Origin of the sequence: Streptomyces sp. Tu6071 (assembly GCF_000213055.1) — a bacterium.
GTDB lineage: Bacteria > Actinomycetota > Actinomycetes > Streptomycetales > Streptomycetaceae > Streptomyces > Streptomyces evansiae.
The window spans coordinates 3,932,108-3,945,657 of sequence record NZ_CM001165.1 but is presented as its reverse complement, the minus strand read 5'-3'; the positions used below and the strand labels follow the sequence as shown (position 1 = coordinate 3,945,657).

The 13,550-nt window shown below is 74.0% G+C and carries 14 protein-coding genes and 2 tRNA genes; 14 read left to right on the top strand and 2 right to left on the bottom strand.

Annotated elements, in window-relative coordinates:
• Positions 1 to 2: 2 nt before the first annotated feature.
• From STTU_RS16305 to STTU_RS16255, 12 genes are all read left to right on the top strand, one after another.
• Positions 3 to 1,349: an FtsK/SpoIIIE domain-containing protein gene (locus STTU_RS16305; RefSeq protein ID WP_007824774.1), complete on the top strand. Its 1,347-nt coding sequence runs from the start codon at positions 3 to 5 to the stop codon at positions 1,347 to 1,349.
• A 5-nt stretch (positions 1,350 to 1,354) separates the two neighbouring features.
• Positions 1,355 to 1,534 carry a hypothetical protein gene (locus STTU_RS16300; protein ID WP_007824772.1) on the top strand — a complete coding sequence of 60 codons (180 nt, stop codon included), beginning with the start codon at positions 1,355 to 1,357 and terminating at the stop codon, positions 1,532 to 1,534.
• A gap of 6 nt (positions 1,535 to 1,540) precedes the next feature.
• Complete coding sequence (locus STTU_RS16295) at positions 1,541 to 2,242, top strand: DUF2637 domain-containing protein (RefSeq protein ID WP_043255401.1); 702 nt, start codon at positions 1,541 to 1,543, stop codon at positions 2,240 to 2,242.
• A 15-nt stretch (positions 2,243 to 2,257) separates the two neighbouring features.
• Complete coding sequence (locus STTU_RS16290) at positions 2,258 to 2,446, top strand: mobile element transfer protein (protein ID WP_007824768.1); 189 nt, start codon at positions 2,258 to 2,260, stop codon at positions 2,444 to 2,446.
• Between the two features lie 18 nt (positions 2,447 to 2,464).
• Positions 2,465 to 2,761: a hypothetical protein gene (locus STTU_RS16285; RefSeq protein WP_007824766.1), complete on the top strand. Its 297-nt coding sequence runs from the start codon at positions 2,465 to 2,467 to the stop codon at positions 2,759 to 2,761.
• A 5-nt stretch (positions 2,762 to 2,766) separates the two neighbouring features.
• Positions 2,767 to 3,324, top strand: a complete 558-nt coding sequence (locus STTU_RS16280; protein ID WP_007824764.1) for a GGDEF domain-containing protein — start codon at positions 2,767 to 2,769, stop codon at positions 3,322 to 3,324.
• Between the two features lie 87 nt (positions 3,325 to 3,411).
• Positions 3,412 to 3,600 (top strand): hypothetical protein, encoded by a 189-nt coding sequence (locus STTU_RS16275; RefSeq protein ID WP_007824762.1) that lies wholly within the window; start codon positions 3,412 to 3,414, stop codon positions 3,598 to 3,600.
• 5 nt (positions 3,601 to 3,605) lie between these two features.
• Positions 3,606 to 3,782 (top strand): hypothetical protein, encoded by a 177-nt coding sequence (locus STTU_RS34950; RefSeq protein ID WP_007824759.1) that lies wholly within the window; start codon positions 3,606 to 3,608, stop codon positions 3,780 to 3,782.
• Positions 3,779 to 4,471, top strand: a complete 693-nt coding sequence (locus STTU_RS16270; RefSeq protein WP_043255399.1) for a DNA cytosine methyltransferase — start codon at positions 3,779 to 3,781, stop codon at positions 4,469 to 4,471. Before STTU_RS34950 ends, STTU_RS16270 begins: the two co-directional genes overlap by 4 nt.
• Entirely contained in the window at positions 4,468 to 5,862 is a 1,395-nt protein-coding gene (gene repSA, locus STTU_RS16265) for a replication initiator protein RepSA (protein ID WP_043255397.1), read from the top strand. The genes STTU_RS16270 and repSA overlap by 4 nt, the downstream gene beginning before the upstream one ends.
• Positions 5,859 to 6,065: an excisionase family DNA-binding protein gene (locus STTU_RS16260; RefSeq protein WP_043255395.1), complete on the top strand. Its 207-nt coding sequence runs from the start codon at positions 5,859 to 5,861 to the stop codon at positions 6,063 to 6,065. Before repSA ends, STTU_RS16260 begins: the two co-directional genes overlap by 4 nt.
• On the top strand, positions 6,062 to 7,288 hold the full coding sequence (locus tag STTU_RS16255; RefSeq protein ID WP_043255392.1) for a site-specific integrase: 1,227 nt from the start codon (positions 6,062 to 6,064) through the stop codon (positions 7,286 to 7,288). The genes STTU_RS16260 and STTU_RS16255 overlap by 4 nt, the downstream gene beginning before the upstream one ends.
• Before the next feature lie 75 nt (positions 7,289 to 7,363).
• On the opposite strand, the gene STTU_RS16250 is transcribed toward STTU_RS16255, so the two are convergent.
• Together STTU_RS16250 and STTU_RS16245 are read right to left on the bottom strand one after the other, a co-directional pair.
• A tRNA-Arg gene (locus STTU_RS16250) sits at positions 7,364 to 7,436 on the bottom strand.
• 293 nt (positions 7,437 to 7,729) lie between these two features.
• Positions 7,730 to 7,820, bottom strand: a tRNA-Ser gene (locus STTU_RS16245).
• A 446-nt stretch (positions 7,821 to 8,266) separates the two neighbouring features.
• Here STTU_RS16245 and STTU_RS16240 point away from each other — a divergent pair.
• Entirely contained in the window at positions 8,267 to 8,725 is a 459-nt protein-coding gene (locus STTU_RS16240) for an SSI family serine proteinase inhibitor (protein ID WP_043255390.1), read from the top strand.
• 415 nt (positions 8,726 to 9,140) lie between these two features.
• On the top strand, positions 9,141 to 13,505 hold the full coding sequence (locus STTU_RS16235; protein WP_063894610.1) for a PAS domain-containing sensor histidine kinase: 4,365 nt from the start codon (positions 9,141 to 9,143) through the stop codon (positions 13,503 to 13,505).
• Positions 13,506 to 13,550 lie beyond the last annotated feature (45 nt).

Here is a 13,550-nt window from a genome sequence, read left to right as displayed (position 1 = left end):
TCATGCCGGATCTGTCGCTGTGGCTCGAAGCCTCGGGGGCCTTGTCGGCCGCCGGCGGGCTCGGAGTCGCGAAGTACCGTGCGCCTCGCCTGTACTGGTCCACGGTGGGCCTCCCGCTCGCCTCGGCCCGGTTCACGTTCACGTACTCGTCTGTGATGGACGTGTGTGACCTGACGGTTCAGCCGTCGCGGTTGCGGGCTTTCATGGTCCGCAACGTCGCTCACCGTGAGGTGCAGCCGGTTCCGCCGAAGGTGCGTCGCTTGCGCGGTACGTCCACGGGTTTGCGGGTGTCGTTGCGGCTCCCGGCCGGTCTGGAGCCTGCCGACGTGGCCGCTGCCTCGGAACGCCTTCGGCACGCCTGGGGTGTCCACTCGGTGACGGTGGTCCCGACGAAGCCGGGGTTCGTGGAATTGCGGATGACCGGCTACGACGTACTGCGTCGGGTACGGATGCCGCGCCGCTCGCCCAAGGGCAAGGGCCTGGTCGTCCCGGTGGCGCTGCGGGAGGACGGTACGGCGTTCGTACGGGACTTCCGGCAGGTGCCGCACTCGCTGACGCTGGGGGCGAACCAGTCGGGCAAGTCGATGTACCAGCGCAACCTGGTCAAGGGCCTCGCGCCGCTGTCGGTCGCCGTGGTCGGGATCGACTGCAAGCACGGCGTCGAGCAGTCCGCGTACGCCCCGCGCCTGTCCGCCCTGGCGACCACCCCGGACGACGCGGACCGGCTCCTGTCGGTGCTCGTGGCGGAGATGGAGGCGCGGTTCGACCTGATCGCCTCGCACGGCGCCTCGGACATGTGGGAGCTGCCCGCGAAGTTGCGGCCGGTGCCGCTGGTGGTCCTCGTGGACGAGGTGGCGGAACTCTTCCTCACCGCCTCGCGCAAGGACGAGGAACGGCGGGAGCGGCTGGTCACGTCATTGATCCGGCTGGCGCAGATGGCCCGTGCGGTCGGGATCTACCTGGAGGTGTGCGGGCAGCGCTTCGGCTCCGAGCTGGGCAAGGGCGCCACGATGCTCCGCGCGCAGCTCACCGGGCGGGTCGTGCACCGCGTCAACGACAAGCAGACCGCCGAGATGGGACTGGGGGACGTTGCCCCGGACGCCGTACCGGTCGCCACGTCGATCCCGCCGGACCGGCCCGGCCTCGCGGTCGCCGCCGACTCCTCCGGGGGCTGGTCCCGCATCCGCACCACGCAGACGACACAGGCCGAAGTGGTCGCCGTCTGCCGGGAGTTCGCCCACCTCGTCCCCGACAGCCTGCCCGCGCTCGCCCCGTTCCGCCCGCCCGCCCCCGCGACCCCGGACACGGTTCCGGCCCCGGTCGTGCGGCCCCGCCCGGTGACGGAGTGACCGCCATGACCAGGAAGAAGACGCCGCCGGCACCCGCCGCATGCGAGACGTGCCAGGGCTCCGGAGTGGTCGCGGTCGCCGTCCGGGTCGGTCGCAAGCGCCGCGTGGTCGGCAAGCAGGACGGCATGTGCCTCACCTGCTTCGGCAGCGGCGAAGCCACCCCGACCACTCCCGAGAAGGAGTGAACCACCGTGTCTCGTATGCGAGTTGACGCGGTGCTCGTGCAAGCGGTCATCGCCGGTGCTCTGTCCTTCGCTCACATCCACGACGTGGCGGACGCGGCGGGGCAGGACGGGTGGAAGGCGTGGGCCTACCCGATCTCGGTGGACCTGCTCCTGGTCGCCGCGTGGCGCCGCCTGCGGACCTCACGCGGGGACCGTACGGCCTGGACGTGGTTCGGGATCGCCCTGACCGCCTCCCTCGGTGCCAACGTCGCCACCGCCGGTCTCCTTGACCTCGTGCATGTTCCCGCCTGGCTGCGCATCCTCGTCGCCGGCTGGCCCGCGCTGGCCTTCCTCGGCGGCAGCCTCCTCATCCACCACACCACCCCGAACCCCGCACCCGACCCCGATCCGGCGCCCCCGGCCCCGGTCCCGGCTTCGGCTGAGGTCGAGATCGACCGCGAGGAGGAACCGGCCCCGGCCGCACTCCCTGCCGCCGACCCCGCACCCGCACCGACTGTCGAGCCGCCACCCGCCCCGAAGCCTGAACCACCGGCCCCGAAGCCGTCCGCCCCCGGTGTTCCGCCCGCGCTGCTCGATCACGCGCGCAAGGTCGCTGACGCCCACCGCGCCGCCTTCGGCGAACCGATCCCCGCCGCCACGCTCCGGGCCCGCCTCGGCCTGCCCGAAGCCCTCGCCAACGCCGTCACCGCCGAACTCCAGCCCACCTGACCGAAGGGAAACGCCGTGCCTCTGCCCAACCGCTACCGCCGCACGATCCGGATCGGACCCGTGCAGGTCGGCACCTACTACGACCGCCACGGCACCGCCCGCCACACCGCCGCCTGCACCGCCCCCGGCTGCGGCTTCTCCGCCGACTACCGCGACCGCTCCGCCGCCGAACTCGCCGCCCGCACCCACCACTGCAAGCCCTGACCGGAAGGAACCACCACCGTGTTCACGCCGAAGTACCCGCCCCACGACACCCCGCCGACCACCCCGACCGCCCCCGTGGACGGCACCGTCCCGATCCCCATGCAGGCCCCGGCGCCCGTGCCGGTCTCTCGGCCCACGGTCCAGCTCACCCCGACCGCCGTCATCACGGTCGCCGCCGGCGGGACGGCCGTCGTCCTCGTCGTCGGGACCGTGCTGGTGTCCATGCTCCTCGCGGTCGCCATCACCGGCGTGTCCGTCGCCGTGGTCGCCGTCGTCCTGCGCCTGCTCCTCAACGACCTGCGCAAGGCCCGGTGAGCCCGGTGGACGCCACCGCCCTCGCGGCCGTCGTCCCGGTCGTCGGCTGGTCCGCCCACTCCGGGTTCCTCACCCGGCGTCTCGCGACCGCCCGCCGCGACCCGCTCACCGATCTGCCCACCCGCGCCGCCTTCACCGCCCGCGCGTCCCGGCTCCTCGCCAAGTCCCCGAACGCCGTCGTGCTCCTGGTGGACCTGGACGACTTCAAGGCGGTCAACGACACGTACGGGCACGACGCCGGTGACGCGGTGCTCACCGCGACCGCTCAGCGCCTTGCCCTCTGGGCCGGACCCCACGGGATCGCTGCCCGCCTCGGCGGGGACGAGTTCGCCGCCGCCGTCCCCGACCTCGCCCGCACCCCCGGCCCCCGCGCCCTGGGCTGGGCCCTCAACCAGCCCGTCACCCACCACGGCACCCGGCTCCCGGTCGGAGCCTCGGCGGGCTTCTGCCACCGCTACGACCTGCCGGTCCCGGACCTGTCCGCCGCGCTCACCCTCGCCGACGCCGCCATGTACGCGGACAAGGGCAGGGGCCGTCGCGGCAGGCGCAACACCCACAACTGACCAACCCCCGGAGCGGCCTCGGTCGCCAAACTTCCGCCGCTCCGGGGCGTACCCACCCGATCCGAAGAATCAGAAAGGCACGCCCCCATGATGCCCCAGCCCTACCCCGTCACGCCCATCTGCGGCGCCTGCGACGGTTTCGCGGTCGCCCACATCACCACCGGCCGGACCACCCCCACCGGCCAGCGGCACACCCTCCCCGCCGTCTGCCCCGCCTGCCACGGCACCGGCATCACGACCCGCACCGCCCCCGCCCCCGTCACGGCCGGGCGGTGACCGGCATGGCCTTCCTTGACTGGCGCTCGCCCGAGCACTACGACCACAACGGCGACAAGCCGTGCGTGATCTGCACGAAGCCGACCCCGCTGCGCTCCGACCGGGGCAAGCCCGTCCACAAGGTCTGCGCCGAGGAGTGGATCGACGCCCACACCCCGAAGGACGAGGGGGCGGGCAAGTGAACCGGCCTCTCCTCCTGGACCTGTTCTGCTGCGCCGGCGGTGCCGCCACCGGCTACGCCCGCGCCGGATTCGACGTGATCGGCGTGGACCTCGTGGACCGCCCCCGCTACCCCTTCCCGATCCACCGCGCCGACGCCCTGTCCCACCTCGCGGCACTGATCGGCTCGGGCGAGATCGAGCGGTACGCCCTCGTGCACACCTCCCCGCCCTGCCAGGCCGGCTGCGGGCTGACCGTGGGCACCAACGCCTCACGGGGCTGGGGCGGCACCCACACCGACCTCGTGCCCGCCGTCCGGGCCCTGTTGGAGCGCTCCGGTGTGCCGTACGTGATCGAGCAGCCCAACGGCCGCGCCGCGATCCGCAAGGACGTGTCGCTGTGCGGGGAGATGTTCGGTCTGGGCGTCCTGCGGCACCGCAACTTCGAGTTGGGCCGCTGGGCCACCGCCCGGCCCGCCCACCGTCCGCACCGGGGCTATGTGCGCGGCCACCGCCACGGCGTCTACCGCACCGGCCCCTACGTCGCCCCGTACGGCAACGGCGGCGGCAAGGCGAGCGTGGCCGAGATGCAGAGGGCTATGGGCATCACCTGGACCGACGTGCGCGAGGAACTGACCGAAGCCATTCCTCCGGCCTACACCGAGTGGATCGGCCACGCCTTCCACACCGCCCGCCAGGAGGCCCTGGCATGACCCACCCCGCCCTCACAGCGGCGGGCCTGACCCCGGCCATCCTCACCGACGTGTGCAGGGTGGCCGGGGCCCCCGGCTTCGACCGCTGGCAGGACCAGACGCGCCGCACCGGCGGCTGCGCCGACCCGATCCGCCTCACCGGCGGCACCAAGACCCTCGACGCCGCCACCCGCCAGGTCCTCCACGCCTACACCACCGACCACGAGCCCGGCGCCGTGCTCCGCGTCGCCTGCGGCAACCGCCGCGCCTCGCGCTGCCCCTCGTGCGCCCGCACTTACAGCGCCGACACCTACCACCTGATCCGCGCCGGACTCACCGGCGACCCTGACAAGGGCACCCCGCACACCGTGCGCGACCACCCCCGCGCCTTCATCACCCTCACCGCCCCCAGCTTCGGCCCCGTCCACAACCGCCCCCGCACCGGCCGCTGCCGCTGCGGCACCACCCACCCCGACGACGCCCCCGAACTCGGCACCCCGCTCGACCCGGACACCTACGACTACGCGGGCGCCGTCCTGTGGAACAACCACGCCGGACAGCTCTGGCGCTACCTCACGATCTACCTGCCCCGCGAACTCGCCAAGCGCGCCGGCCTCACCCAAGCCGACCTCAAATCACAACTCCGCTTCTCGTACGGGAAGGTCGCCGAGTACCAGAAACGCGGCGCCATCCACTTCCACGCCGTCGTACGCCTCGACGGCCCCGAAGGCCCCGACACCCCGCCCCCGCCATGGGCCACCCTCGACCTCCTCGAAGACGCCTTCCGGGCCGCCGCCACCCGCGCCGCCGTCGACGTCCCCGCCGCCGGTGACCAACCCGCCCGCACCCTGCGATGGGGCACACAGCTCGACGTGCGCCCCATCGTCGCCTTCGGCGCCGGCGAAGACCTCACCGAACAGGCCGTCGCCTCCTACGTCGCGAAGTACGCCACCAAAGCCGCCGAGACGACCGGCACGGTGGATCGCCGCATCGGCAGCAAGGACGCCCTCGACCTCCTCGGCGTACCCGACCACCCCGCCCGCCTCATCGCCGCCTGCCTCGACCTGCACCCGCTCTACCCGGACTTCAAGCTCCGCGACTGGGCTCACATGCTCGGCTTCCGGGGCCACTTCTCCACCAAGTCTCGCCGCTACTCCACCACCCTCGGCGCCCTGCGCCAGACCCGCGCCGACTACCGCGCCGCCCAACAACGCGAAGCCCTCGGCCTGCCCGACCCCGACGACGCCGAAGCCACCACCCTCACCCTCGCCCACTGGGCCTACGCCGGCCACGGCCACACCCCCGGCGAATCCTGGCTCGCCGCCCGCATCGCCCACGAGATCCACACCAACCGCGAAACCGCCCGCGAAGAACTCGCCCAACTCGCCCACGAGGAAGGGGACATGGCATGACCGCTGTCGTGATCCAGCGCAAGTGGCACACCACCGCCGAGGTTGCCGAGATGCTCGGCTTCGGCCTGTCCAAGACCAAGACGCTCGTGCTCACCGGAGAGATCCGCTCAGTGAAGGTCGGGCGCAACCGCCGCATCCTCCCGGCCTGGGTGGACGAGTACGTCAGCCGCTGCGCTGAGGCCGCCGAGGAGTGGTCCGCATGAGCGGCAAGCGCGGCAACGGTGAAGGCTCCATCTACCCGTACAGAAACGGCCACGCCGCCTACGTCTGGGTCACCAAACCGGACGGCAAACGCGCCCGCAAGTACGTCTACGGCAAGACCCGCGAAGAGGTCCACGACAAGTGGATCAAACTGCACGCGGAGGCGAAGAAAGGCCCCGTGGCCACGAGGCACCGTACGCTCTCCGCCTTCCTCGCGTACTGGCTGGACGAGATCGTCAAGCCGAATCTGGCGCCGTTGACGTACGTGTCGTACGAGGGCTCGGTGCGGCTATACATCAACCCGTACCTCGGGCAGAGGCGGCTCGACAGGCTCACGGTCCGGGACGTTCGCGAGTGGATCAACAAGCTTGCCAGCAGTTGCCAGTGCTGCGCGCAGGGCAAGGATGCGAAGCGTCAACCCTCAGCTCAGCGATGCTGCGCCGTGGGGGATTGCTGCGAGGCTCATCCGTCGAAGCGGGTTGTGCAGGCGGCCCGCGATGCCCTTCGAGCGGCCCTCACCCACGCGGTGACCGAGGAGGAGATCAACAAGAACGTGGCCTCCCTGGTCAAGGTTCCCAAGCCCCGGCGCAAGAGGATCAAGCCTTGGTCCGTGACCGAGGCGGGCCGCTTCTTGGCCGACTGTGCCACTCGGGGAGATCACCTGTTCGCGGCCTGGGTGCTCGTGCTCTGCCTCGGCCTGCGCCGGGGGGAAGTGCTGGGCCTGACCTGGAAGTCGGTTGATTTCGAGGCGGGTGAAATCTATGTGGATCACCAGATCCAGCGGGCCCAACGTCAGATCCTGCACCGCCAGACCAAGACGGAGGAGTCGGACGACTTCATGCCGCTGCCCGCGCTGTGCCTGAAAGCGCTCAGGATGCGTCGGGCTCAGCAGCTCGGAGACCGGAAGGCCGCAGGTGATCTCTGGCAGGACACAGTCGGCCTCGTCTTCACCACGAAATACGGCACCCCGATCGAGCCGGGCAACCTCACCCGCATGTTCGCCCTGCGGGCCCTTCGCGCCGGCGTCCGGGTCATCCCGCTGCGAAACACGCGGCACACGGTCGCGGCGCTGCTGGTTGTTCTCGGCGTGCACCCGAAGATCGCTCAGCGCATCCTTCGGCACTCGCAGATCGCCATGACGATGGAGGTCTACGCCGAGGCAAGTGACGAAGACGTGCGGGCTGCACTCGGCAAGCTGTCCGACGCGATGGGCGGTAACGGCTGAGCGGTTGCTGTACTTCGTTGCTGTACGGCACGACAAAGCCCCTCCCGGATGAACCGGGAGGGGCTTTGACCTGTGTGCACTCGGCAGGATTCGAACCTGCAACCTTCTGATCCGTAGTCAGATGCTCTATCCGTTAAGCTACGAGTGCTTGTGCTCAGTGCCTGGGTTTTTGTCCCCCGGCTGCCTTGCGAGAACAACATTACATGAAGGTCGCCCGGACGCGAAATCCGTATCGCGCGCCCGGCCTGAGCTGGGCGGACGGCCGATTTCAGGGCCCGCCGCAGAGCCGCGATTCGCGTTCCCCGGCGCCCCCTGGTCCCGCGTTCCCCGCGCCCCCGGTCCCGCGTTCCCCGTCCCCCCGGTCGTCCGCCTCCGTTCCCGGGCCCGGGAACGCCGCAGGGCCCCGACGTCCTGGGGACGAGCGGGGCCCTGCGGGTGCTGCGGAGGCGGAGGGATTTGAACCCTCGATGGGGGGTAAGCCCCAAACCGCATTAGCAGTGCGGCGCCATAGACCGGACTAGGCGACGCCTCCAAAAGCCACACCTGCCTGCGAGCAAGCGCCTGCGGGTGCGTGGAGATGATGACACAGCCGTGCGGGCTGCCACCAATCGGCACCCACGGTACTAGGCGGCAACGGGTGGGGCAAAGAGCTTTCGGCGCCCGTTCCCGGGGGCGCACGCAAGCGCTCCGCCGCTGCCCGTACGGCGTTGCGCGCCCTCCCCGCAATCCCCCGCCCGCCGTCGCGCGCCCCTTCCACCCCTCGACCACTTTCCCTGGGCGACCCCCCGCGCGACGGCTCCCTCGCCGTCCCCACGCACCCCCACCCCGTCCACCACACACCCCCCGCCCCGTCGCCCAACGACCCCCGCATCCCCTCCCCCCACCACCCCCCGCGTGTCCTCCCCCCTCCCCCTCCCGTTGTGCACCCTGATGCGGAACGGGGCCCCCGTGCCGCGCGCCCGCTCCGAGCGAGGGTTCATGTCCGTTTTCCGTCCGCGTGCTCCCCGTACCGCCCTGCTCCTCGCCGGCTGCCTCCTCGGCCTCGGTGCCGGGGCCGGGCCCGCCGCCGCCGTCTCCGTGCCGGGGCCGGTCGGGGGCGACCGGCTGCTCGTGGAGGTGAAGGAGGACGGCGGGTCCGTCACGCGGTACGAGCTGCGCTGCCACCCCGCCGGGGGCGGCCACCCCGACGCCGAGGCGGCCTGCGCGCGGCTCGACGAGGTGACGGTATGGGGGCGCGACACCTTCGCGCCCGTGGCGCCTGACGCCATCTGCACGATGCAGTACGGCGGGCCGCGGACCGCGCACGTCAGGGGGGAGTGGGCGGGGCGGCCCGTCGACACCACGTTCACGCGGGCCAACGGGTGCGAGATCGCGCGCTGGGACCGGCTCGTACCGCTGCTGCCCGCGCAGGACGGGGCGGGGACGGGCGCCGCGTAGAGCCGAACGCCCGGCGCGCGGCAGGCGACAGGCGACAGGCGACAGGCGCGAGCCCACGCCGTCCCGCTCCCCCGGCACCCCGCGCGCCGTCCCACTCCCCCGGCACCCCACCCCGCCAGGCTCCCCCGGCACCCCGCGCGCGATCCGCGCCCCGCGCCCGCGCCGCGCCCCACCTCGCGAAGCTCCCGCGCACGGTCCGTCGCCGCTTGCGCGCGGGATGCTCACGACTTCCTCGTGCGACCGCTCGCGGCTCCCCCGTACGAGCGAGCGCGGCTGCCCGTAGACTCCCAGGCGTGACACGTCGCGGACCGCGCGGCACGATGGCCCAGGCGGGCCGCCGGCGGGACGGTCCGGGAGGGCAGGGCGGGGAGCCGCAGGCGCGGTCCCCGTGGAACGGCAGGGAGGAACGTTCGTCGTGAGCAGCAGGCCATCCCGGGGCACTGCTCGCCTCGCAGCCATACTCGACTCCCTCCCCGACGCCCTCGTGCTCGTCAACACGAACGGCACGGTCGTCAACGCGAACACCATCGCGCTCCAGGCCCTGGAGTCCCCGGGTACGGCGCTCGTCGGACGCGGACTGCTCGATCTCCTCCCGGAGTTCGACTCCCGGCTCATCCCCGGCTCGATGCGCCGCCCCGACGCGAAGGACGAGCGCGGCCGGACGAAGCCGCTGCGGATGATCGCGCGGCGCACGGACGGCGGCGAGTTCCCCGTCGAGGTCACGAGCGCGAGCATCAACCCGGCGGCGCAGTCCCCCGGCTCGTACTCGGGTCCGTACGAGGACGCTTCGCGTTACTCCGGTGACGAGTTGCTGATGATCGTGATCCGCGATCTGACCGGAACTGTCGATACCGAGGCCGAACTCGCCCGCTCGCAGCGACAGACGGAGATGATCCTGCGCGCGGCGGCCGAGGGCGTCGTCGGTACGGACACCGAGGGGCACGTCGTCCTCGTCAACCCGGCGGCGGCGCAGATCCTCGGGCACCGCGCGAGCGACCTCGGCGGTCGCGAACTGCACCCGCTCGTCCTGCACTCGCGCGCCGACGGCACCCCCTTCCCGTACGCCGAGTCGCCGCTCGCCGACACGCTCCGCTCGGGGCGCAAGCACCGGGTGCGCGGACAGGTGCTGTGGAACAAGAAGGGCGAGAAGGTACCCGTCGACCTCACGACGGCACCCGTGCGCGACGGTGATCAACTCGTCGGCGCCGTCATGACCTTCACCGACCGGCGCGCCTACGAGGAGCTGGTCGAGCGGCACGCGGCGGAGAGCGGGGAGCTGCGCGAGAGCCACGCGAGCGAGGTCGCAGGACTGCGCGAGACGCACGCGGCCGAGGTCGCCGGGCTGACCGAGGGCTACGAGGCGCGGATCGCGGAGCTGGAGGCGCGGCACGAGGAGGCCGTCGCGCAGGCGCAGGACCGGTACGCGGCGCTCGCCGAGCGCGAGAAGGACCGCTTCGAGGCGCTCGCGGCGCGGCACGAGCAGTTGCTCGCCGTGCTGGAGACCTCGCTGCGCGGGCCGCTCGACGAACTGCGGCGCGAGCTGGGGACGCTGGCGGCCGACCCGGCCGGTCAGTTGTGGCCGGAAGCGAACCAGATTCTTCACCATCTGACCGCCGGTTATTCGCGTATGACCACGCTGGTCGACAACGTGCTCAGTTATCAGCGGCTCGACGTCGGTACGGACACGCTGCACCGCCGCAACGTCATGCTCGACGCCGTCGTCCAGGCGGGTGTCGACGGGGCTGTCGAGCTGATCGGGCCCGGACGCGCGCAGTTCGCGGTGCACGCGCCGCCGATCGAGGCGCAGGTCGACCCCGAGCGGCTCGCGACGGCGCTCGCGCACCTCGTCGCCGACGTCGCGGGCATCGACGCGACGGGCAACGCGCGCCAGGGCCTCGTCAACACGGGCTGGGTGGACTCCACGATCGTGGTGGCCGCCGCGCAGCGCGGTGACGCGGTACGGATCGAGGTGCGCGGCCCCTACCCGGGCGGCGACCCGGTGCACGGGCCGATCGTCACGGGCATCGTGCGCGCGCACGGCGGCGTCCTCCAGTCGCACGTCGTTCCCGGCATGGGCGGTGCGACGTACGTGCTCGACGTGCCGCTCGGCGAGGGCGCCGGGGCGGTGGCGGCCCCGGTGGCGCCGCAGACCGACGCGGGCGCGGACGGGGGCGGGCCCGGTGCGGGCACCGTCGACGGCACGGGCGACCCCGACTCCACGACGAGCGGGCACGGGCGGCGGCGGGCGCGGCGCTCCTCCGTGGACGCCTTCCTGGAGAGCGACGTCGAGGCGGCGAAGGCGCGGCCGACCGGTCGGCGGCGGCGGCCGTCGTCGGAGGGCGGGGGCGGCCCGGAGTCCGAGGACACGGCCGGCGGGGCCATGGGGGCGGTCGCGCTCCCGGCGCCCGGCGGGGCACGGTCCGGGGCTGCCGCGGGACCCGGCGGCGGGTCGCCGTTCGCACTGCCCGCGGGGCCGTCGGGCGCGCCCGGCGCGGCTCTCGCGGTCGCCGGTCCCGGCGGGCATGTCGGCCGTACGGGGCACACGTTGCCGCACGGCGCCGTCGTGACCGCGGCCGAGCACGCCGCCGGGACCGCCGCGGCGTCGGCCTCGCTCGGCCCTGTCAGCGTGCCGCCGGGCGGGATGCCGGTACGGGTCGGGGCCGCGCAGTCGGCACTCGCTCCCGCGCTGCCGCTCGCGGCCGGGCCCGAGGCGGGGAGCGCGCAGCCGCTCGCGGTCGAGGCCGCGCCCCCCGTACCCGCCGAGAACGCCGGGGACGCGCAGGCTCCGCAGGGGCGCAGGGCGCGGCGGGCGGCGGCACGGGCCGCCGAGGAGGCCGCCGCGGCGGCGGAGGCGGGGCCACGGGTGCCGTTCGCGCTGCCGCCGGCGGCGGGTGACACGGAGGGCGCGATGCCCGCGCCCGTACCCGCCCTTCCGGCCCTCCCGCCGCATCCGGCGAACGCCGGGAACGCGGCCGAGGTCGTGTCCGAGGCGCCGTCGCCCGCCGTTCCCGGGAGCCCGCGCGGCGTGATCCAGCCACCGCTCGCCGCGCCGCCGCAGCCCGTGGCACCACCTGCCGCTCAGCCGGTGGCGCAGCCTGTCGCTCAGCCGGTCGTCCCGGCCGGGGCGCAGCCGCACGGCGGGCCCGCCGTGCCGGGGGCCCCGGCGAACACGGCGGGGGCCGGGCAGCAGCCCGGCAGTCCCGCGCCCGCCGACCCGATGGCGGGTCAGGCGGGTCAGGAGGCCGTCGAGGCGCCCGGCGTGCCTCCCGTCGAGTCGCCCGAGACGCTTTCCCAGCCGCTGCCCGCCGAGGAACCGGCGCCGGGGCACGAGGAGGCCCATCAGGGTGCGACGACGCGGAGCGGGCGGGCGTTCAGCGTGCGCACGCTCGGTGCCGGGGTGCCCTTCGACGAGGGCATCGGCGGACCGCACCCGGCCGCCGGGCAGTTGCCCGCGCAGGCGGCGCAGCAGTTGCGGCAGGCCCGGATCGCGCGCCGCCAGGGCCAGCCCGCGCCGGGCACGGCGGCGGGCACGCCCGCGCATGGCACCGGCTCGGGCGGGTCCGGCAGGCGCCGCAAGCTCGCGACGCCGCAGGACCGCGAGGCGACCGCGGGAGCGGGCGGAGCTACTGCGGCCGGTACGGGCACGGCGGGTGCCTCGCGGCCCGCGCCACCCCACAGCGGCGACCATGAGACCACCGGGGCGCGCCCGCACCCCGCCTCGGCCGACCCCGCGCCGCACCCCCCGCTCGCGGCACCCCCGCAGCCCCCCGTCCCGCCGCGGACGGTCCCGACGCAGGGCGGACCGGGGCAGGGCGGACCGGCCCAGGCCGCACCGGCGCAGGCAGCGCCCCCGCAGCCCGTACCGCCGCAGTCCGCGCGCGCCGCGGAGGCGCCCGCCGCCGCGGCGCAGCAGCGGCTCGCCGGGCAGGAGCACGGGCGCTCGTACGCGATCGGGGCGCCGGACGCCGGGGCCGAGGGGCCCGAGCCGCTCGACGGGCCGAACGGGGCCGTCGAGGTCGCGAACCGGCCCGCGCCACGTCCGCAGGACGACGAGCTGCCGCCCGAGCCGCTCGACAACCCGCGGCGGCTGCTCGTGTGGCCCGCGCCCGACGCGTCGACGCAGGCCGCGCTGAGCGACCGGGGCTACCGCCCTGTCGTCGTCTCCTCGCGCGACGAGGTGGACGCGCAGATCGCCGCCTTCCCCGCCGCGCTCTTCGTCGACCCGCTCACCGGGCCGATCACGCGCACCGCGCTCCAGTCGCTGCGTCAGGCGGCCGTCGCCGCCGAGGTGCCCGTCCTCGTGACGGCGGGGCTCGGGGCGGCGGCCCGCGAGGCGGCGTACGGCGCCGATCCGGCCGTGCTCCTGAAGGCGCTCGCGCCGCGCGACAGCGAGCAGCACCCGCCGCGCGTCCTCCTCGTCGAGGAGCGCGACGCACTCGCGGGCGCGCTGACGGCCGCGCTCGAACGGCGCGCGATGCAGGTGACGCGCGCCGCCGACGACGCGCAGGCGGTCGCCGCCGCGAGTCAGGTGCCGCCGAACCTCGTCGTCCTCGACCTCATGCAGGTCCGCAGGCGCCGCGCCGGGATCATCGACTGGCTGCGCGCGAACGGCCAGCTCAACCACACGCCGCTCGTCGTCTACACGGCGGCGGGCATGGGCCCGGGGGAACTCTCCGGGCTCGCGACCGGCGAGACCGTCCTCTTCCTCGCGGAACGCTCGACGAGCGAGGAAGTGCAGACGAGGATCGTGGACCTGCTGGCGAAGATCGGGACGAACTAGGGCGATTCGGGGCGGGAAGGTGATGCGGTACGGGTACGCAGCCAG